Raw genomic sequence first — 19,066 nt, 5'->3', positions numbered from 1 at the left:
TCTGTCGGATGATGGTTTCCTCCTTGTTCTTGGTGATTATTATCTTAACACTGAGAGCGGCGATGAGGAAAGAAACAGCTGAAAGGCAGAACCACTAAGTAAACTGGTTCTGCTTTTTCGATCTCACTTCAAATAAATTTGCAATGTGAAGTTTCCGTTGCCATACGACCAAACGGTGTTATGCATTTTTAGGTTTGCGCTGAAAGACTCAATCCAAACTTGAGTAGAATTTAGCAAGGCGGTTACTTGCGCCGTATTTAGTGTGACTTCCTCGACTTGTTCTGTTCGAGGATAGACGAAGATAGCTTTGATGACATCTCCGTGCCCTTCCGTTAGGGTTGGATTCATGGGAATAAACCTCCTGAGAAAATAATTAATTCAGTAATACATTCTCTTTTATGTGAGGTTTTCCTTTTGGATTATCAATTTTAAAGTAAAAGTACTTCCGGTAAATCAAAATAGCTAATCAAAATAGCTAACACTTAGAGTCAGCTATGCTCAACCGCCTTATCCTCAAACTGCCCCCAATTCGTCACCTTCTCCAACACAATCGACAGCAGCACTCCCATGATTAACCCATTCGCCAAGAACGGCTGCAATAGCACCGGCAACGGACCGAACACAGCCGGCGAGGTGTTCATCAAGCAGACCCCCAGTAATACTGGTGCCGCCAAGCGGAAGATCGTATCCGAGTTGAATACAGCACCTCTCAGACTGCTATAGGCAGTCCCGAACAACTGTAGATACGCAACAAACAGCACTGCATTTCCAACAGTCATTGGCATTGTCACCAGGAACGACGTCAACGGAGGCACCAGTCCAATTGCGGCAAGCATGATGCCACCTATGAAAAACGGCTTCCGATCTAATATTCTCGTACTCTGTAAAAATCCAATCGTCGACGTGAACGGCGTGTAAGGAACAAGTCCGAATAAGGAAGCAATCACTGAAAACATGCCAGTAAAGAAGAAGGAATTCCGGAATTGCCCCGGCATGGCAGTCTCTCCATACAGGTCGGCAGCCGCCTGAACAGATGCAATCGTGTTGCTCAAGTTCAGCACCCCTGCAAAGAAGGCGACCGCAATGATTCCATACTCCAGATTCGGCGCGCCGAGCGGAAACAGGTCAAACGCAAATGCCGCAGCAGGCGCCTCCTGGCCACTACCAGGGAACAGCAGAACATACAATATCCACCCAACGACAATTCCGATAAGAATCGCGAAATTCCCGATGACCCTCGGCGCCTTTATTTTCAACACACTAACAAAAATGACAAGCGCAACGGAAAGCATGCTCACAGGCACATTCATCACGCCATCCTCCGTCACACCGAGCATCCCTTGGAAAAACACCATCATCAACTGAAAGGTCAATAAGAACAGATACACCGTCATGACCATCGGCGTGAAGATTCTCGGCAACACCGAAGTCCAGCCGAACACCGCAAGCAGCATCGTGAACCCGCCGGCAAACAGCAGTCCAGTCGCAACGCCCCCGCCAATTTCGGTGAAACTCATGCCAAGCGAAGAGGCAGTGAGTCCAAGGTTCAACATCACGCCCCACAATAAACCAGAATGCCCTTCCAGCAGCGGGTAGCGATGGCCCATCCATCCTTGAAAGATGCAGGCCAGCCCTGTAAAAAGAAGGGAGGCACTCAGCATCATCCGGCTCACTTCCGGTGCCACGTCAAAAGCGGCCCCGATTGAGAGCGGAACCACAACCGTATTGGCGAAAATGAAAAATAACCATTGAACCGATGAAAATATAGTAAAAGAAGAAAATAAATTTTTCATAGTAAACATATCGCAATCTCTGAAATTGCGACCCTCCTAAAAGTTATAATAGGTTAAAAATAAAATGATTAGAACATCAAAACCAATCTTACCACAGGTAACAAGCATTTTAATGGGAAATACTCGAAACCGTGAAGGGGATTGATGTATAATAGAAAAAGTTATATCTTTTAAATTCCGAAAGAGAGTGAATATATATGGGTCGTAAATGGAACAACATCAAGGAAAAGAAGGCGGCAAAGGATCAGAATACGAGTAGAGTCTATTCTAAATTTGCCCTTGAAATCTATGTAGCAGCGAAGCAAGGCGAGCCGGATCCAGAATCCAACATGGCATTGAAATTTGTACTTGAGCGCGCGAAAACATACAACGTGCCACGCAACATCATTGACCGCGCTATCGACAAGGCTAAAGGCGCCGGGGAAGAAAGCTATAATGAGCTACGTTACGAAGGCTTCGGTCCGAACGGTTCCATGGTTATCGTGGACACACTTACAAACAACGTAAACCGCACAGCTTCCGAAGTACGTGCAGCATTTGGGAAAAACGGCGGTAACATGGGTGTAAGTGGATCTGTTGCCTATATGTTCGACGCAACGGCAGTATTCGCATTCGAAGGAAAAACTTCCGACGAAGTACTAGAGTTGCTGATGGAAGCGGACCTGGACGTGCGCGACATCATGGAAGAAGAGGAAACGGTAATCGTGTATGCTGAGCCCGACCAATTCCATGCGGTGCAGTCAGCATTAAAGGATGCCGGAGTGGAAGAGTTCACAGTAGCCGAACTAACGATGCTTGCTCAAAACGAAGTGGAGCTACCGGAAGATGCACAAGAGCAGTTTGAAAAGCTTATTGATGCGCTAGAAGACTGCGACGACGTGCAACGTGTGTACCATAATGTGGATTTAGGGGAATAAATGATTTGGTGGGCAGGCTTCTATCTTTTGGGATAGGGGTCTGTTTTTCAGTTTTGGGGGAAATTACTTTGGTAACATAGCAATCTTAAAAGTTAATTTGTGATTTTTTCGTGGATGCATTGGGGCACAAGAGTTGAATTTTTCCTTGAACAAACGATTGTTTAAAAATTACTATGCTAGGATAAGGGATCTGCTGGAAGATGAGGTTTTTGTGTAATTGTGCATCTGAAGGTCTAAAGGGGAAGTATACAAAAAACGAGGGGAATTATACAAAAAAATGCCCAAAGTATTCAAAAAACCTCTCCAATTATACAAAAAAACAGCCTGAATTAACGACAATCCATATATTTCCATCACGAAGTCAAGAAAACAGACAAAAAACGAAACCAAACCCCACACATAAACGTAAATTACCTAGTTACCCATCCAAAAAGGAGCCCTTACTTATGCCGACAATCCAAAACTCATCAATATCAGCTACACCAACTACCATCCAAGGAACCAAAATCCAACTTAAAAAACTAACCATCCCCGATCTCCCGGAACTATACCACCTCATGTACGGCGACCCCAACCCCGAATACAAAAAGTGGGACGCGCCATACTTTCCACTGGAGATTATCGACGAGGAAACTTACATCACGAAAATGACCAAGCAGATCAACGGAGGAATGGATTCCATCTACCTGATCCAAACGCAAACAGCCGAGCCCGAGACAATCGGAAGCGTCATCTACTACTGGGAGCACGAACCGTCCAATTGGCTGGAGATGGGCATCATCATCTACTTGCCAAAATTTTGGAATGGCGGCTACGGAACCGAAGCAATCAAGCTATGGACTGACTATCTGTTCCATACAAAACCGCAGATTCCGAGAGTCGGCTATACCACCTGGTCCGGAAACCTCCGGATGGTACAGGTCGGTAAAAAATTGAACTTCACACAGGAAGCATGTATAAGGAACGTTCGAAACTATCAAGGTAAACTCTATGACTCGATCCGCATGGGCATGCTGCGCGAGGAATGGGAAAATCAACAAGCTAAACGGAGGAAAGTAGACTAATATGCAAACATACACCGAACTCACAAAAGAAACCGAAAACGAGCTTGTCCAACTGCTGACAACCGAAACCTGGCCCTACCATGGGACGGAAAACCCGACAGAGGAAGCGATAAAAAAATCCATCGCACAAAACAACTACACAAACGAAGGAACAAAAACCTTCTTCATCCAATACGAGAATCAAACAACCATCGGCATGTTACGGCTTTTCGACCTAGAGGACCCAAGCTGCCTGTTCGACCTCCGACTCAAACAAAAAGCCAGAGGACAAAACCGTGGCCCTCAAGCTGTAAAATGGCTCACACAATATGCATTCACGAACTACCCACATCTCATCAGAATCGAAGGCCATACCCGCCACGACAACCTTGCAATGCGCAAGACCTTCCATAACAGCGGATACGTCAAAGAAGCCTACCACCGTAGTGCCTGGCCTCAAAACGACAAGCTATTCGATTCAGTCGGATATGCCATTACCCGCACGGACTGGGAGGCCACCACGACCACGCCGATTCATGACACTGTCCCGTTCTAACAGTTCTTTTCACATACAAACATTACTGGATCAGAAAGGATGTCAATTGCGCGTTCAATATCGGATGTATCTAAAAATACATTCGTATTTTCGCCTAGATACATGCTTTCCACCTGTAGCTCACACCAGAGCGCACCAAAAAGGTCGTTGAGCTGTCCGGATTTCCCTGCCGGCAGCTTAACCACCTGGATGACCTGTCTTTCCTTGAAACCCAGTCCATAGCCACGCAAAACCCTTCGCAACGCCTGCAAGTCCTGTGACGTCTCAGCTTCACTGCTGCCAAGTACCAATTTTACAAGGTGAGTCCCATCATTTGTCTTAGAGTGAAAATAGGCATTAATATTGACCTGCTGCTCTCCCAATCCATCCATAATACAGCTTAAAGCCCATTCATCCACATCAAATGAAAACTGCGTCCGAATCAAATAGTCAAACGACTCCACCACTTCCGGCATCTCCCGCATAGTCTCACAACTCCTTCAGTCTGAGTTTTACCCTATACTATGCAGCATTCAGGCAAAAGGCCATCACAACAGTCCTAGCAACGCGGAGGGTTCACTTCTGATAAAAGCCGGATTGCGTATCCGATATTGGAAACATCCAGGTAGATGTTGTTGTCCTCCCCAAGGTAGACAGCACGAACCTGCATCTTGCACCAAAGCGTGCCAAAGATTGTGTTGACCTGTCCCGGCACACCATAAACACGATCGAGCAACTGGATAATCTGATTCTCCCTATAACGGACCCCGACTTGCTTCATCACTCTCCGAACTATGCGGATGTCCCGCTCGGGCTCATCAGCAGATGTACCGACCACCATGCGGACAAAATTGAACTTCTTCCCGGCAAGCGTCTGGAAATAGCCGTTGATATTCACGCTTTCCTCAGCCAGTCCATTCAAAACCTTACTTAGATCCCGATCACTCACCGTAAAGGTAAACTGTGTCCTGATATTGAAATCCAGACATGCGTTTCCCATCCCAGATCACTCCCATAGTCTTTTCTATAGGATATGAGGAATGGATTGGCATGCTTGGACTTTTCCTTATGTAGCGTTCCTGTCTTTCCACCATTTAAAAAGAGAGAAGACGAGGATGATGATAATAGTAGAAACAATGACAATGAATTTATTGGGCTGTCCCGTTTCGTTTGATACAGCCTGGGCAAACGCCATTTCTGGTGTAACAGTTAGAAAAAATACCCCTGATATAAAAAGAATGACTGCTTTCTTCATGACAAAAATCTCCCCTTTTCCTTTATATCGAGTTCCTTGTCCACTCTTTTAGCAGATGATGTAAAATTATTAATAGATTGAATGAATAATAGAGGGAGGTATGTACCATGAACTTTCAAATGAATGAAGCGATGGAGATACTTGAACGCACACCAAATGCGCTCGAACAGCTTCTAGTGGGTCTTTCAGAGGGCTGGTTAATCTGTAATGAAGGGGAAGGAACCTGGAATGCCATAGAAGTCATCGACCACCTGATCGAAGGGGAAAAGATGAACTGGATTCCGCGGCTCCGGTTTATTTTGCAGGAAGGCGACAGCAAGCCATTCCCGGAGTTTGACCGGTTCGCACATTTAAATGAAAACACGGCAGCACCAATCGAGCAGAAGCTACAGGCGTTTAGAGAAATTCGGAAAGAAAACCTACAAACACTTAAACTACTTATCGACCCGACACAGCATTTGGAGCAAAAAGGCATACACCCGGCCCTCGGGGAAGTGAAGGCAAGAGAATTAATCTCCACATGGGCGGTGCATGACCTCACCCACACTGCCCAAATCGTACGTGTAATCGCAAAAAGGTACAGCACAGACGTGGGGCCATGGAAGGAATATTTGGGGATACTGAACAAGTAGGTTTCGATTTTCGGGGGAAGACGCAGCTTGCAAAAGCAGTCTAATGAACCCTCCCCTTCCCAAAAATCAACATTAATGTAGATTAATATTCAATAAATTCATAGTAGAAACAATGACAACCGAAACAACTAATATAAACATCTCACTAACCGTTAAAATGGATTCTTTCGGATTGTCGGAGAATTTCCATTCGAAAAATGCCCGTATCGAATAATCCGCTAAAATAAATACTACCAAAACCACTACTATTGCGGTCATGGAGATGTTTTGATTACCAATTAAGATAGCTAGAGTAATAGAAGTGAGCGCAGCAATAATTCTGAAACTCCAATCAATTTTTACGTGCAGCTTATTGATATGGTTGTAAGAAAAAAACTTCTTTTTGCTTTTCTCAATTTTTAATAGTTTCCTTAAAGAAACTTTAACTATTTTCGCCACCACCAACACAATTACGATAATCAGAACAAAGTTCACCCAAAGCATGTTGAATACCCCCATTCAATAAACATAAAAATGTTTCCTCTTTAAATGTATTCCATTTATTTCTAAATTACAATTACCATTTTTAAATATGGTTATCTACGAATCATGAATTATGGGAGCGGAATTAATCAATAAACGGCCAATCATAGTATTAAGAAGTGGAAATTATATGTTAAAATTAGGAAGAGGATTTGAATAAGGGTGGGGATGACCTTGGATAAAAGGATTTTTTATCTCGTACTTCAAATTATAATTATAATTGGTAGTTTAATTTTCACCTATTATTTTGTATGGGATAAGCAATTGGTTAAATTCATTATATTTACTGTTATGGTAATCTCAATATCACTTGTAGGCTATTACTTTTCAAAAAAATATAAACGAGATAATTAGATTATATAAGACATTATTCCACTAACTAACGCTTTTCTGAAACAAGGAATGCGTTTTTTGACGAAAAGAAGATTGAGTTGTACGACAGATTTTGAAATAATTGGTATTAAGTAAAAGGGCAGATTAATGGAATATGAAAGTAAATAAGAAGGGATTTACCGAATTGTAAATTATGAGAAAAATGGTGCGATTACTAAAAAAGAAGTAGTTGCTGTTCTCATAACTAAAACAGTCCACGTGAAGAATATGGAAGAAACACATAAGTAGTTACTAATGATTGACTAATTTTAAAAGAATTCAAGATAAGTCTGTGAGGAAGTTTGTAAAATACCTGCTTTATCTATTTCTATATTGTGCTCGTAACTAGGTTCCATAGTAAGTAAATATCAAATTTTCAGGTTGACTTGTCAATTTTGATGTAGATGAAACTTTTCACTAAGAGAAAACGTATTTTATGTTAAATACATTCTGGAGGTATTACTATGGAACCATCAATTATAATTGTACTTCTATCGTTGTCTATAATTCTTTATTTTGTGTTTTTTAAGAAAAAGAAGTAAAAGATAAAATTTCTTATAAAGTTGATATTAGAAAGCAAGCTTAACAATCCATCATCTATGAGTTGTTCAAGAATCTGGAGCGATTGCAGCATAGCTTATCGCTTCTTACTTAGGAATAGGGCAGCATTCCTGTATTAGAAAACTTATTAAAGGGGGAAAAGGTTCCTAATGGTTTATAGTAAAAAGTTTACAGCTTTATTGGTTCTGTTGTTAGGTGCATTCGTTTTAACGGCTTGCTCATCAAATGAAACTAAAAATGATTCGAACATAACAGAAAGCATTCCTGATTTCGTAGAGGAAAGTAATTTTGAGAATATCGATTGGGAAAACAAAGCAGTCATTTTTAATGACAATATAATGGGTAATAAAAATAAGTCAGGTGTCATAGGTGCAGATATGCCCAGTTTAACTCCGCAAAAATGGATGTGGCATTTATGGGGAGTTAATGAGCCCACCAACGTAAAACTTACAGTGGTTGGCTTCCATAAGGAATCACAAACCATTCATCAAATAACAACAAACGGATGGAGCATACCACTTGGGGGACCCAATAATGGAGCGGATGTACACGCACCGTCAACCGTTAAGATACCAAAACCCGGTGAATGGGCGATATTCCTTTATGTTGATGAAAAATTATTCGATATACTGGTTTACGATATTAGTGAATAAATCGTAAAACTTCAATAATCTGGAAGTATTTCCTGAACAAGGAAATAATTATAATTGAACGGAATGGTAGGAACGGGGAAGATGACGTGATGAATGACAATAATAGAAGTCTTTATCTAAATATGATTTTGGGTTCAATTGGTCTTCTTCTAATTGGTTTTAGTATTTTTGAATATCTTATATTAGTTGAAATTACAACAGGGTACATACTGACATTATTAGGTTTTATCATAACAGTTCATTATATATATCACTTGGAGAAGAAAGCTGGAATAAGTAATAAGTTAATTTGGATTAGAGCAATTATTCTTATCCTAATTATGTTTAGCATTTATTATTCTTAACACTTATTTAGATGCAAAGTTGCCCAATCCAATTTCGAACTTTACTCTTAATCACAAAAGATACTATAGCTAACAAAGCGCTTATCCAGAAAAGGGTAAGCTTTTTTTGAATATATTTCTTGTGGAAATTACTTAATTTTGAAACAATTGGTAATAAGTAATAAGTGCAGGATTGTTGAATAAGTAAAAAAGGAATGAATATGGAAAAAAACTTAACTTTTTTGAAGGAGATGACTTAATGACGATTGGTATTAGTAAAGTTCAGGACGTTCTTGAAAATTACAAATGTGCGGTTTATGAAAAAGATGCTGAAAAATTCCTGTCTACCTATGCTGCTGATGTACTTATTTATGATTGCTGGGGAAACTGGGAGTGTAAGGGTATTTCTTTATGGAGAGAAAATGTATTAGAGTGGTTTAATGGTTTGAGTGAAGACGGAGATTTACTAAAAGTAGATTTTAATGATTTATCTATTGAGGAAAATACTAATGTTGCATTTGTTCATTGTGCTGTAACGTTCGCTGCTTACAGAGAAAAATCTGGAGAGAAACTTCGTCAAATAACAAACCGTTTTACATTTGGCTTAAAAAAAGTAAATGAGTCTTGGCTCATAACACACGAACATTCATCATTGCCAATAGATTTGCAAACTGGAAAAGGTATATTTAACCTAAAATAATAGAGTTACAGGTAGCAGGTAGGACGGTTTCTTGAAGGTATTAACTTTATCTTTCGGATTGTCCAACAACCGAAGAAGGTAGTGGGGGAGCGAATTGAACTTATTTAATATCATTAAAAACGAACAAAAATACTGGCTTGTTGATCAGATTAAAATGGATGATGTTCCTACAGAATTATACTTAAGCCAATTTGCAGACATCCTGAAAGAATGGGACCGACTGGAGATTGGCTATTTATCCTTACTGATGGATGAGCAATATGAAAGTTGGCTGCTTGAAAATAAGTTTGGCAAAGTTTCATGTATCGTGGAGTACACACGGAAACTGGCCGATTTGCCTATACCGGAGGGTGAATTAGTTTGGCATTCTCTTGCAGAAGGATTCCTGGATGACCAGAGATATGGAGAGTTATATGAGCTTTGTCGATCGGGATCTGCCAATAAGAATATAAAGCAACCAATAGATGAAGTCATGAATTCATTAAAAAATGAACTGGGACCGGTGTGGCGGCAGCATTGCTATTATTTTTTGAAGGATGGAGCTTTGGTTGGAATAAGTATTCCTCATATAGAAATAGGCACCGAAGATGAAGGAAGGTTATTTTATTTCGGTGTAGTTCCTGAATTAAGGGGGCGCGGACTGGGTGTACAAATTCACCAAATTAGTATGGCGTTACTCAAGCAATTTCAGGCCATCTATTATGTGGGAAGCACCGATGTGAACAATGCCAATATGATAAAGATATTCGAGAAAAATGGTTGTGAGCATCGCGATCGGAAGGGGATTTATAAGATATTTAGGTGAAAACACAAAAGTTAATATAGTAGATCACAAAGAGTCTGACATCGATTTTGAATTACAACACAAGAATATAATAAGGAGGCTAACGTGAGAAAATGAGTTTTTGGATGTACCTCACAATTTTCATATCTCAAGTAATTATGGTTTCTTTGGCACTAACCATTTTTTCATCTCTTTATATTAAAAGTAGAAAAAAAGGTTATATATTTATATCTATTATTGCACTGTTGTTCATTTTTCAAATAATCAACAGCTTTAATACCTCAATATTCCTAGGCTTTAGTATTCTAATTACCATTCTAATTTTAAGTACCGTTACATACTTGATTAAGAGGAAGAAGGAAAGTGTTTGGAGCTAAGTGTGAAAATAGATCAACAATTATTTATAAATGTAGCCATAGTTAACTCAGAATACACGTTTGTTGGGCCAACTAGCTTTAGGGCAAAATACGAAACTTTTTGACTGTAACCCCGTATATCAACTATGTAATGTCCAATAAAATGCAGGAGGTTTGTGATGAGAAAATTTTCAAGGTATTTATTCTGGACTATAGTTATTGGGTTTATATACTATATTGGTTCAAGATATCAGCTGCATTTGCTGGATGGAGCTCAAAGGAACTATAATTTTATTCCTGCAGTTATATTTAAAACATTATTCACGGTCTTAATAGGAATACTCCTTCGCTTGCCAAGATTAATAAAAGAGATAAAACAAGAAAAAGCATGGTCAGTGAATTGGATAAAGTTACTGACAGTCGGACTTCCAACCTTTTACGTAGCTTTGGTTCCCATTCTTTCTCTCACTATCCTAGGTAGGTACATTCCGTTTATGATGGACATCATACATTTAGATCTTTCCACCATAGCTGCGTTAATTTTTGGATATGTGTTATTGGATAGCTTAAAGGAAGATTAAATTACTTAAGTCAAGAACCATATGATGCAGTATATGGATTTGGGTACGGCGCTTTTTATTCGTTAAAAGCGGCTAATGGAGGTATAAGGCAGTGGTTAAATGGAAGAACTCTTCAAAATAATTATTTTGAGGAGGAAAAGGAATGGAAATTAAGTTTAGTAGAGACAAAGTGATTAAGCTAGAACAATTAGAGAAATTGTACAATGATGTAGAGTGGTTTGCTTACACCAAGGATTTATACTTTATCAAGCAATCTATCAGTCCTTGGAAGTTATTTCTGCTTGGGATGGTGAAGAATTGGTTGGGTTAATTCGTATTGTTGGTGACGGATTAACCATTATTTATATCCAAGATATTCTGGTGTTGAATGCATATCATAATCAAGGAATTGCTACTCAACTGTTGCAGCAGGTTCTGAAGAAATATCAACATGTTCGACAAAAAGTTCTATTAACGGAAGAAGCCCCTGACGTAAGACATTTTTATGAAAAGAATGGTTTCAAGTCTTGTGATGAGGGATCTTTGGTAGCATTTGCTAAGTTTACTTAGAATATATATAAAGAGTTGCACCTTTAAAATATATGCAACGTAATTGATCATTTAGGCGCTATTCGAAAGTAAAGAATAGCGCCGAATTTTTAATGAGGGTGAGGAAGGTGTTTTTTGATCAATACTTTCGAGAAAATGAAAGCCGGCAATATAAAGCAGCAAGAGGCTTATGTAGCAATGAGAGACTTGAATATTTTGAATGAGTTAGATGCCTATAATCCCATCCTCTGTGGAACGCTACCCATCGGTATTGATATACAAGGGTCAGATTTAGACATAATTATGGAAGTACAGGAGCTAGGGCATTTCGCAGAAAAGCTACAAACTCTTTACGCTGATAAGGAGAATTTCTCAATCAAAAGAACAACGATCCGAGGAAGAGAAGTAGTGAAAGCGAACTTTATTTTTCGGGATTTTGAGTTTGAATTGTTCGGACAAGCTCAACCTGTACACAAGCAATTTGCATATCTCCATATGATGATTGAATATGAACTGTTGAAGAGAAATCCAGGTTTAAAAGAAAAAGTGATAAACCTTAAAAATCAAGGATACAAAACTGAACCGGCGTTTTGTAAGTTATTAAATATTTGTGGAGATCCATACGAAGGTCTCATCCGATTTGGAGTGGAAGAAGGGATTGTGCAGTTGTAACTTGAAAAACATTTCCAATTGGAAAGTGATTTCTATTCCGTGCAAGATGAGTTTAGATAAAAAGGGGGAGTTATTTTGGAAAAATACAAGATCATCCTATTCGATTTAGATGGAACCCTTTCCGATCCAAAAGAAGGAATTACGAAGTCGGTTCAATACGCATTAGAGAAAATGGCTATTGCGGAGCCTGATACCGATAAACTAGAGTGTTTTATTGGTCCACCACTCCAGGTTTCCTTTGCGGAGTATTATGGTTTTGATGAAATGAAGTCAAAAAGTGCAATTGATCTTTATAGAGATAGGTTTAGGGAGAAGGGGATGTTTGAAAATGTGTTATATCCTAATATCTCTTTGCTATTAGCGGCATTAAAGGAAAGTGGCTATTTGTTAGTGGTTGCGACTTCGAAGCCTACCGTGTTTGCTGAACAAATTATAAAGTATTTTAATATCGAACAATATTTTCAACTTATTGTCGGGAGTAACCTTGATGGAACAAGGTCATCCAAAACGGAAATCATTCAATACATACTCGATAAATATACTAATTATAAACATAGCGATTTTATCATGATTGGAGATCGGAAGCACGATATCATTGGGGCGAAGAATACAGGGATTGATTCAATTGGAGTGACTTACGGTTATGGTTCGTTAGATGAGATTAGGGATGCCGAACCTACCTATATTGCTAAAAGTGTGGACCAATTAATGGATATTTTGGTGGGAAGCCGGGTCTAGTATGGTTTCAACAGACTGTTTTTTGTTGGTGGTTGGGTAAGATTTTCACCTTAACAGGAGGGGATTTGTATTTTAATGATGGAGATTATCACGGTTGTTGGGCTTTTTGTAGTGAGTCATTTTTTAGCAAAAACACTTCTCAAAATGATTTCAAGAAAAGTAAAGTTTCAAAAAGGGAAGGATACGATAGCAAAAAGCCATTGGATATCACTCCCGGTAGTTATTTTAACCATTATTTTAATGGATAGAATAGAAATCTATTTTTCTGCTGATTATGGTCTAATAGCTTTCTCTTCCATATTAATGATAGTTTTAACGATTTTTTTATGGAGGTTTATATTTAATCTTGGATCGAAAATCTAAAGAGTTCATGTATGCATTGCTGTTAGGATTTATCTATATCTCACTTTCAAGCGGAATAGTATTGTTCATATATTGACTTTTATGAAGGAGGCTTTGTGTTGATTAACGTAGAGATAAGAAGGCCAATGGAAGACGATATTAACAACTTGAATCAATTTTTTAGAGCGGTAATAACAGACACATTTAACAAAGAAGGCATAGTAGATAAAATAGAAGACATGGAAAATGAGATAGAAGGGAAGAAAACCTACTTAGCTAGAGACCTGGAAAGTAATGGGGAGAAGCGGTTTTTTCTTCTTGCTCTAGATGGAGATAAAATAATCGGAACTATCGAATATGGAGCAGCAAGTGAGCTTATTTGCATGTGTACAAATAATGCGTTTAAAGGCTTACATGAAGTCGGGACCATTTTTGTACATCCTGATTACCAAAGGAAAGGGATAGGTAATTTACTTTTAAATAGAATAATGCTGGCAATGCAAAGCAAGTGCATAACAGAGTTTTGCCTCGACAGTGGGTATGTAAGTGCTCAAAGAATCTGGACGAAGAAATTTGGAGATCCGGCCTTTTTGCTAGAAGATTTTTGGGATGAGGGTTATCATCATATGATTTGGAGAGTCAAATGCGAAAGGAAGGGGATTTAACTGAGTTGGTTTGTAGTACTGGACATTTTAGCACTAATGTTTCTCCTTCTAGCGGCATATTTTTATCAAAAGTTCTGGAAGCGTTTCAAGAACCTTGAAGGTGGACATGCCCTCTCCAGAAAACTCGTAAATGCTGGTGTCAACAATATAAGAGTAGCAACGGCTTTTCTTGTTACTGGGTGTATGATAGGGATTATCAGTATTTGGGTATGACCACCTAGACTTCCGTTTCAATAAAGAGACGTACTTTATAGGGGGATACATAATGATCATTAGGAAGCTTTTGACCTATTTCTTGGCCTGTATTCTTGTACCTGCACTCATCTCGGTATGGAGCCTTCCTTCAATATCGGAATTTCTAGGTGTGTTTTGGCTCTTGTTTTTATATGGGGCCCCATTTTTATTACTGTATGGTTTACCGGTTTCTTGCCTCTCCGATATGGTCACCCAAAAAATATCTCCTTCTATAAGAGCTTTTATTGCTTTCGTCATTCACTTGTTTTTTGGGTTGATTCTAATATTCATCCTCCATTTATTCAATAATGAGGCTTGGGATAATTTGAGCAGGCTCTTTCTTATTTGTTCTACAGTTGGCTCTTTTCTAGTATGGGGGATTGATGAAATTCTGCGCAAGGTTGCGGATTGGGAAACGATACAAAGCGGCATGTGAAAAATATGGAGGGGGATTACGATGAAAGTAAAAGAGCCAACCGTTAAATACTATGTTATGATGTCTTCTTTACTTTGCCTGTCTATAATCTTACAAAGTATCGTGGTGGTTTCTACTCCTCATACTTTTGTCAGGATTATGAATTTGATATCCATCATTGGAGCTTCTGGCATAGTGGGGGCTTTTATTAGAGAAGTGTTTATTTTAAAACAAAAAGAGGAACAGGTGATGAAAAAATAAAAAATTTCATTGCACGGAATGGAAGCCAATAAAGAATGCGTGAAGAGACTAACTCCATCGAGGTACCTTTTCGAACGAAGGGGGGATAGGTATATATGTTGTGGAGGTTTAATGAAAAGGATCTTGCGGGTTTAAGGGAGCCTCTTAAATCAATGCAGACACTTGAATCTTTAAATTTAGGGAGTAGATTATGATACGTAGTGGCAAAGGAGAATTATTCAAGATTGATCTTGAATAGGATGGATTGGGTGAAAGTAGTTTGCACTTTGCTTACATTGTAATTCGACAGTTTCAGACTTATAGTACTAGTTAATAATCAAAATAATAAATTGTAAGGAAAAACTTATGAATACTATCTCAATTGCAAATAAAAGAAAATTAACACCAGACTTAGCGCGTGGTTTTATGTTGTTGTTTATTGCTTTGGCACATGCTAATCAATTTATATTTTCAACTGAAAAAGAAATCACTTTAATAGACCAGTTAACTGTATTCTTCAGGCAAGTTTTCATTGACGGACGTGCTTTCCCTCTATTTGCTATCCTTTTCGGATATGGGCTCCATCAAGTATTTAAAGGCCAAAAGAGAAAAGGGGTCAACTTGAAGGATACGAAAAAAATCTTTAAGCGCAGAGGAGCTTGGATGTTAGTAATCGGTTTTTTCCATGCAACTCTTTTCATGGCAGATATCATCGGGGTGTATGGATTTATCTCTCTCCTTTTTGCAAGTTTATTTCTTCAATTATCCAATAGGAGAATCATCATAATCGCTGTGTTTTTTCTTATATTGGTAGGAGTGTTTGCCCCGTACATGCCTAGAGGTTTTGATGCATTGAATATGGAAGTCGCAACTTCAGCTATAATTGCAAATCCTATTGAGGCATCTATTACTCGAATGTTTGATTGGTTGTTTTATACACCTGTGCTGAGTTATCAAGTAATCCCAGGGGTGCTAATTGGCATTTTAGCGGCCCGTTTCAAGATAATAGATAACCCTAAGAGCCATAAGGAGGCACTTATCACGGCTGCTATATTGGGGCTTTTACTATCGACTGCTGGCGGAATACCGATGGCCCTAATGTCGTCTTTATTTTGGACAAGTTACAATGATGTTTTCGAAGCTATTGCAAAATCACTTCATACAATAACTGGTTATGCTGGTGGTGTTGGATGGACTGCGCTGATTGGATTACTAGTTGTTAAGTTAGAAGGGACGACTGGGAGCCTTACAAAAGCTATTTCTGCTCTTGGACAACGTTCATTGAGTTTTTATCTATTTCAGTCACTTCTATTTGTTTTCATTTTAGCTCCTTATGCTGGTGGTCTTGGTGGAAACATTAGTCAATTAGCGAGTGACATAATTGCCCTGTTAGTTTGGATTATTTCAGTATCGGTTGCATATTTTATGCATCAAAGATCTATAAGAGGTCCTTTTGAGACATTCTTAAGGAAGAGATCAGCAATTTAATATGCTTGAAACGGAGCAAAAGTTGAAGAGAAGATTATTATTTTCAGCATAGATATCCGGATTTATCACCTATTAAAAAAAAGCCCAATTTCTCTCTTGTTTTTTTAGGAATTGGGCTTTTGGATGGGATTTACTTAATGGGATAGAATCAAGGTCTCTTGAGCTCTTCACTCTGAGAGTGATTGATATGTTTATAGTTTGCTGTACAGTTTAAGGTGTTATAGACCCCGACTTCCAATTATCTCAAGATCGGATAAACCCCTCCCGCAACACGCCCTCTAAAAACGGACCCGGCTTACCTACGCTATAAAGCTGCAAATAATGCATTGCTCTGGTACAAGCAGTGTAAAACAGTCTTCGGAGACTCTCATCGCCATACACAATTTCCGACGCGTCATAAATTATGACCGCCTCAAATTCGATTCCCTTGGATAAATACGCCGGGACAACAACTACACCTTGTTCATACTCCATCGAGTTGCTCCTCAGTAGTTTAATCTCATCAATACCAGCCAGCGACTTAAACGCACGTTCACTTTCCTCAGCAGATTTGCAGATGATAGCAATACTATGATAGCCATGGCGTCGCAAATCTGCGACTTTGGAAACAATACAGCGATGCAGTTCTGCGTGATCAGCTACTTGTTCCATAATAGGGCGTTCGCCATCTCGTTCAAAAGGAATGATCCCTTCCCCATTAGGAACGAGTCTTCTGGTGAATTCAATGATCGGTTTGGTGGAACGGTAGCTTCGTGCGATATTGATTATTTCCGTTTTATCTGGCCCATAAAGGCTGGTTAGCGTGTTGAAATCAACCTCTTCACTGGCATGAGCAAAGATTGCCTGGTTAAAATCGCCGAGCACGGTCATCCTTGCCGCGGTAAACAGGCGCTTCAAAAATTCAAATTGAAAGGGAGAGTAATCTTGGGCCTCGTCTACCACAATGTGTTTGATCACGCTGTTCGTTTGAAAGCCTTGAATCAGCTCTTTTAAAAGTAAGAACGGAGTGGCGTCCTCATAAAATAGCTCATCTTCCTCAAGCTTTTCTAAGGTAGCTTCACAAATTGTTGACCACTCCGCTGGTTTTTCCCCTTCCATCCATTGCTTAATATGCAAAGGATGAGAAAAAATTTGCTGGTATAGGCCTTTAAAGTCGATGAAACGGAAAGCTCGAACACGATTTCGTAACGGCTTCAATTTTTTGTGAACAATCAATCGGGCAAGTGCTTCCGGCTCCATTTCATAGTCGGCAACCGCTTCTCTTTCAAAGCCTCGTTTTTCCGCTAAAAATTTATGCGCCTTATGGTACTCCTCATTGCTGAGCAACTCTATTTCTTCTTGAACCCAAGGATTTTCCTCTTCAACTTTTTGCTGCTCTTTCAATAGTTTTATTAACCAATCCTTCAGCTTCTCCAATCTATTATGGAAGCGGAGGGAAGTGTCATGATTATAAAACCTTTCCGCTATTTGCTCTGCGGTAACAAGTGGTTTCCCTCTAAAGGTGATGTCTTTAAACAGCATGCCTGATTGTTCCAGTGACTGTCTATAGGATTGAATCGCCTCAAAGAAACGGGTGGAGGCTTTAAAACGGATACCTGCAAGTCTTGCTTGATACGAAGGGGTATTTTCCCCAGTTAAGATATATTCCAACTGCTCGTAAGGGGTTTCGGCTTGGAATTCTTTACCGAGACGATGATCCAAGTATTCCTGGAACGTAACCTGTTGCATATTCTCTTCACCAAGTTCAGGAAGGACATTGGACACATAACTGCTGAACATGGAATTAGGTGAAAAAAGAATGATTTGATCAGCATCCAAATGATCACGATACTTATAGAGCAAGTAAGCAATTCGTTGCAGGGCGGCGGATGTCTTGCCACTTCCTGCTGCGCCGTGAACTATGAGCAATCTCCCGGAATCATGACGGATGATCCGGTTCTGCTCCTGCTGAATGGTGGCCACTATACTGTGCATCTGTTTATCTGTGCCTTTGCCAAGTACCTGTTGCAAAATTTCGTCGCCAATGGTGAGGCTCGTATCGAACATGGACTCCAGAACGCCACCTCGGATAAGGTATTGCCACTTTTTCTCCAACATGCCATGGACGTCGCCTCCAGGAGTGGAGTACTTAGCTGGGCCGGGCTGGTAATCGTAATAGACACTTGATACAGGAGCCCTCCAGTCATAGATCAGGAAATCCTCACCACTCGTATCACTAAGTGAGGAGATGCCAATATAGATGTGCTCCCCGGATGCATTTCCTTCTTCCAAAAAATCGATCCGGCCAAAATAGGGATTCTCCTTCATTCGTCGCAAGGTGGATAAACGCTTGGATGCATGTCGATGTGTGCTTTGACTTACAGACAGAGCCTGAGCTTCTTGTCGCAAACCGATGATGGTCTCGAGGTAATCATCGAAGCTATCTGTGCTTACCTTGACTTCATCCCAAAAGTGCCGGCGGATATGAACCACTTCGTTCCTACGTTTGGCAGTTTCTTCTTCAAGTCTGCTGATTTCCTCCGTAATCGTCTCCATTACACTGTCTACTCGTTTTTGCTCCTGCGGAAAGCCCTGATTCATAGGGAACACTCCTTTAAAAAAGTTTTTTTACAAAAAGGTTGACTAACGTATTAGATGCATTGTATAATTAAAATAGGGAAAATATATTCAATTACAAGAAAACGCAATGCATATCTATATAAATTTACCACAAGTTC

At 39.6% G+C, this 19,066-nt stretch carries 24 protein-coding genes; 16 read left to right on the top strand and 8 right to left on the bottom strand.

From position 1 onward, the window contains the following. Positions 1 to 123 precede the first annotated feature (123 nt). Positions 124 to 348 carry a hypothetical protein gene (locus AB685_RS17830; protein WP_047971948.1) on the bottom strand — a complete coding sequence of 75 codons (225 nt, stop codon included), beginning with the start codon at positions 346 to 348 and terminating at the stop codon, positions 124 to 126. A gap of 140 nt (positions 349 to 488) precedes the next feature. Beyond that, positions 489 to 1,793, bottom strand: coding sequence for a uracil/xanthine transporter (locus AB685_RS17825; RefSeq protein WP_047971947.1), 1,305 nt, complete (start codon positions 1,791 to 1,793; stop codon positions 489 to 491). A gap of 197 nt (positions 1,794 to 1,990) precedes the next feature. Between AB685_RS17825 and AB685_RS17820 the strand changes: the two genes are divergently transcribed. The 3 genes from AB685_RS17820 (at position 1,991) to AB685_RS17810 (ending at position 4,309) form a co-directional block, all read left to right on the top strand. After that, the gene (locus AB685_RS17820) at positions 1,991 to 2,710 is read left to right on the top strand and encodes a YebC/PmpR family DNA-binding transcriptional regulator (RefSeq protein WP_047971946.1); all 720 of its coding nucleotides are present in this window, start codon (positions 1,991 to 1,993) and stop codon (positions 2,708 to 2,710) included. A gap of 446 nt (positions 2,711 to 3,156) precedes the next feature. Continuing rightward, positions 3,157 to 3,774, top strand: a complete 618-nt coding sequence (locus AB685_RS17815; protein ID WP_047971945.1) for a GNAT family protein — start codon at positions 3,157 to 3,159, stop codon at positions 3,772 to 3,774. Between the two features lies 1 nt (position 3,775). Beyond that, on the top strand, positions 3,776 to 4,309 hold the full coding sequence (locus AB685_RS17810) for a GNAT family protein (protein ID WP_047971944.1): 534 nt from the start codon (positions 3,776 to 3,778) through the stop codon (positions 4,307 to 4,309). Here AB685_RS17810 and AB685_RS17805 read toward each other — a convergent pair. The 3 genes from AB685_RS17805 to AB685_RS17795 form a co-directional block, all read right to left on the bottom strand. Further along, a complete protein-coding gene (locus AB685_RS17805; RefSeq protein ID WP_047971943.1) occupies positions 4,306 to 4,773 on the bottom strand; it encodes a hypothetical protein in 468 nt (155 codons plus the stop codon). The genes AB685_RS17810 and AB685_RS17805 overlap by 4 nt on opposite strands. 74 nt (positions 4,774 to 4,847) lie before the next feature. Beyond that, positions 4,848 to 5,288 carry a hypothetical protein gene (locus AB685_RS17800; protein ID WP_047971942.1) on the bottom strand — a complete coding sequence of 147 codons (441 nt, stop codon included), beginning with the start codon at positions 5,286 to 5,288 and terminating at the stop codon, positions 4,848 to 4,850. Between the two features lie 66 nt (positions 5,289 to 5,354). Then, positions 5,355 to 5,543: a hypothetical protein gene (locus AB685_RS17795; RefSeq protein ID WP_047971941.1), complete on the bottom strand. Its 189-nt coding sequence runs from the start codon at positions 5,541 to 5,543 to the stop codon at positions 5,355 to 5,357. A 107-nt stretch (positions 5,544 to 5,650) separates the two neighbouring features. Between AB685_RS17795 and AB685_RS17790 the strand changes: the two genes are divergently transcribed. Continuing rightward, positions 5,651 to 6,175 (top strand): DinB family protein, encoded by a 525-nt coding sequence (locus AB685_RS17790; protein WP_047971940.1) that lies wholly within the window; start codon positions 5,651 to 5,653, stop codon positions 6,173 to 6,175. A gap of 72 nt (positions 6,176 to 6,247) precedes the next feature. Here AB685_RS17790 and AB685_RS17785 read toward each other — a convergent pair whose 3' ends face one another. Beyond that, positions 6,248 to 6,658: a DUF4181 domain-containing protein gene (locus tag AB685_RS17785; RefSeq protein ID WP_047971939.1), complete on the bottom strand. Its 411-nt coding sequence runs from the start codon at positions 6,656 to 6,658 to the stop codon at positions 6,248 to 6,250. A gap of 1,121 nt (positions 6,659 to 7,779) precedes the next feature. Between AB685_RS17785 and AB685_RS17775 the strand changes: the two genes are divergently transcribed. The 10 genes from AB685_RS17775 (at position 7,780) to AB685_RS17725 (ending at position 13,972) form a co-directional block, all read left to right on the top strand. Then, entirely contained in the window at positions 7,780 to 8,283 is a 504-nt protein-coding gene (locus AB685_RS17775) for a hypothetical protein (RefSeq protein WP_047971937.1), read from the top strand. A 582-nt stretch (positions 8,284 to 8,865) separates the two neighbouring features. After that, positions 8,866 to 9,306 (top strand): nuclear transport factor 2 family protein, encoded by a 441-nt coding sequence (locus AB685_RS17765; protein WP_047971935.1) that lies wholly within the window; start codon positions 8,866 to 8,868, stop codon positions 9,304 to 9,306. Between the two features lie 94 nt (positions 9,307 to 9,400). Then, on the top strand, positions 9,401 to 10,111 hold the full coding sequence (locus AB685_RS17760) for a GNAT family N-acetyltransferase (RefSeq protein ID WP_047971934.1): 711 nt from the start codon (positions 9,401 to 9,403) through the stop codon (positions 10,109 to 10,111). Between the two features lie 514 nt (positions 10,112 to 10,625). Then, positions 10,626 to 11,027, top strand: coding sequence for a hypothetical protein (locus AB685_RS17750; protein ID WP_047971932.1), 402 nt, complete (start codon positions 10,626 to 10,628; stop codon positions 11,025 to 11,027). A 142-nt stretch (positions 11,028 to 11,169) separates the two neighbouring features. After that, the gene (locus tag AB685_RS32155; protein WP_241773337.1) at positions 11,170 to 11,337 is read left to right on the top strand and encodes a hypothetical protein; all 168 of its coding nucleotides are present in this window, start codon (positions 11,170 to 11,172) and stop codon (positions 11,335 to 11,337) included. Continuing rightward, complete coding sequence (locus AB685_RS32150) at positions 11,325 to 11,576, top strand: GNAT family N-acetyltransferase (protein WP_241773336.1); 252 nt, start codon at positions 11,325 to 11,327, stop codon at positions 11,574 to 11,576. Before AB685_RS32155 ends, AB685_RS32150 begins: the two co-directional genes overlap by 13 nt. Before the next feature lie 114 nt (positions 11,577 to 11,690). After that, positions 11,691 to 12,227 (top strand): DUF4269 domain-containing protein, encoded by a 537-nt coding sequence (locus tag AB685_RS17740; protein WP_082153695.1) that lies wholly within the window; start codon positions 11,691 to 11,693, stop codon positions 12,225 to 12,227. A 75-nt stretch (positions 12,228 to 12,302) separates the two neighbouring features. After that, positions 12,303 to 12,965 (top strand): HAD family hydrolase, encoded by a 663-nt coding sequence (locus tag AB685_RS17735; protein ID WP_047971931.1) that lies wholly within the window; start codon positions 12,303 to 12,305, stop codon positions 12,963 to 12,965. Positions 12,966 to 13,040: 75 nt separating this feature from the next. Further along, positions 13,041 to 13,328, top strand: a complete 288-nt coding sequence (locus AB685_RS17730) for a hypothetical protein (RefSeq protein WP_047971930.1) — start codon at positions 13,041 to 13,043, stop codon at positions 13,326 to 13,328. 98 nt (positions 13,329 to 13,426) lie between these two features. Beyond that, entirely contained in the window at positions 13,427 to 13,972 is a 546-nt protein-coding gene (locus tag AB685_RS17725) for a GNAT family N-acetyltransferase (protein WP_047971929.1), read from the top strand. A 288-nt stretch (positions 13,973 to 14,260) separates the two neighbouring features. Here AB685_RS17725 and AB685_RS31385 read toward each other — a convergent pair whose 3' ends face one another. Next, positions 14,261 to 14,464 (bottom strand): hypothetical protein, encoded by a 204-nt coding sequence (locus AB685_RS31385; RefSeq protein WP_157860739.1) that lies wholly within the window; start codon positions 14,462 to 14,464, stop codon positions 14,261 to 14,263. A gap of 199 nt (positions 14,465 to 14,663) precedes the next feature. Here AB685_RS31385 and AB685_RS17715 point away from each other — a divergent pair, with 199 nt between their 5' ends. Further along, positions 14,664 to 14,882, top strand: a complete 219-nt coding sequence (locus tag AB685_RS17715) for a hypothetical protein (RefSeq protein WP_047971927.1) — start codon at positions 14,664 to 14,666, stop codon at positions 14,880 to 14,882. 345 nt (positions 14,883 to 15,227) lie between these two features. Beyond that, a complete protein-coding gene (locus AB685_RS17710) occupies positions 15,228 to 16,349 on the top strand; it encodes a DUF418 domain-containing protein (RefSeq protein WP_047971926.1) in 1,122 nt (373 codons plus the stop codon). A 243-nt stretch (positions 16,350 to 16,592) separates the two neighbouring features. Here AB685_RS17710 and helD read toward each other — a convergent pair whose 3' ends face one another. Then, complete coding sequence (gene helD, locus AB685_RS17705) at positions 16,593 to 18,929, bottom strand: RNA polymerase recycling motor HelD (RefSeq protein ID WP_047971925.1); 2,337 nt, start codon at positions 18,927 to 18,929, stop codon at positions 16,593 to 16,595. Positions 18,930 to 19,066 lie beyond the last annotated feature (137 nt).

It is taken from the genome of Bacillus sp. LL01 (genome assembly GCF_001037965.1).
Note: the sequence above shows the minus strand (reverse complement) of the source record. Positions and strands in the feature narration are given on the sequence as shown.

Coding starts and splice junctions, on each gene's coding strand:
- AB685_RS17830 (WP_047971948.1), bottom strand. CDS start 348: ATGAATCCAACCCTAACGGAAGGGCACGGAGATGTCATCAAAGCTATC.
- AB685_RS17825 (WP_047971947.1), bottom strand. CDS start 1,793: ATGAAAAATTTATTTTCTTCTTTTACTATATTTTCATCGGTTCAATGG.
- AB685_RS17820 (WP_047971946.1), top strand. CDS start 1,991: ATGGGTCGTAAATGGAACAACATCAAGGAAAAGAAGGCGGCAAAGGAT.
- AB685_RS17815 (WP_047971945.1), top strand. CDS start 3,157: ATGCCGACAATCCAAAACTCATCAATATCAGCTACACCAACTACCATC.
- AB685_RS17810 (WP_047971944.1), top strand. CDS start 3,776: ATGCAAACATACACCGAACTCACAAAAGAAACCGAAAACGAGCTTGTC.
- AB685_RS17805 (WP_047971943.1), bottom strand. CDS start 4,773: ATGCGGGAGATGCCGGAAGTGGTGGAGTCGTTTGACTATTTGATTCGG.
- AB685_RS17800 (WP_047971942.1), bottom strand. CDS start 5,288: ATGGGAAACGCATGTCTGGATTTCAATATCAGGACACAGTTTACCTTT.
- AB685_RS17795 (WP_047971941.1), bottom strand. CDS start 5,543: ATGAAGAAAGCAGTCATTCTTTTTATATCAGGGGTATTTTTTCTAACT.
- AB685_RS17790 (WP_047971940.1), top strand. CDS start 5,651: ATGAACTTTCAAATGAATGAAGCGATGGAGATACTTGAACGCACACCA.
- AB685_RS17785 (WP_047971939.1), bottom strand. CDS start 6,658: ATGCTTTGGGTGAACTTTGTTCTGATTATCGTAATTGTGTTGGTGGTG.
- AB685_RS17775 (WP_047971937.1), top strand. CDS start 7,780: ATGGTTTATAGTAAAAAGTTTACAGCTTTATTGGTTCTGTTGTTAGGT.
- AB685_RS17765 (WP_047971935.1), top strand. CDS start 8,866: ATGACGATTGGTATTAGTAAAGTTCAGGACGTTCTTGAAAATTACAAA.
- AB685_RS17750 (WP_047971932.1), top strand. CDS start 10,626: ATGAGAAAATTTTCAAGGTATTTATTCTGGACTATAGTTATTGGGTTT.
- AB685_RS32155 (WP_241773337.1), top strand. CDS start 11,170: ATGGAAATTAAGTTTAGTAGAGACAAAGTGATTAAGCTAGAACAATTA.
- AB685_RS17730 (WP_047971930.1), top strand. CDS start 13,041: ATGATGGAGATTATCACGGTTGTTGGGCTTTTTGTAGTGAGTCATTTT.
- AB685_RS31385 (WP_157860739.1), bottom strand. CDS start 14,464: ATGACGAAAGCAATAAAAGCTCTTATAGAAGGAGATATTTTTTGGGTG.
- AB685_RS17715 (WP_047971927.1), top strand. CDS start 14,664: ATGAAAGTAAAAGAGCCAACCGTTAAATACTATGTTATGATGTCTTCT.
- AB685_RS17710 (WP_047971926.1), top strand. CDS start 15,228: ATGAATACTATCTCAATTGCAAATAAAAGAAAATTAACACCAGACTTA.
- helD (WP_047971925.1), bottom strand. CDS start 18,929: ATGAATCAGGGCTTTCCGCAGGAGCAAAAACGAGTAGACAGTGTAATG.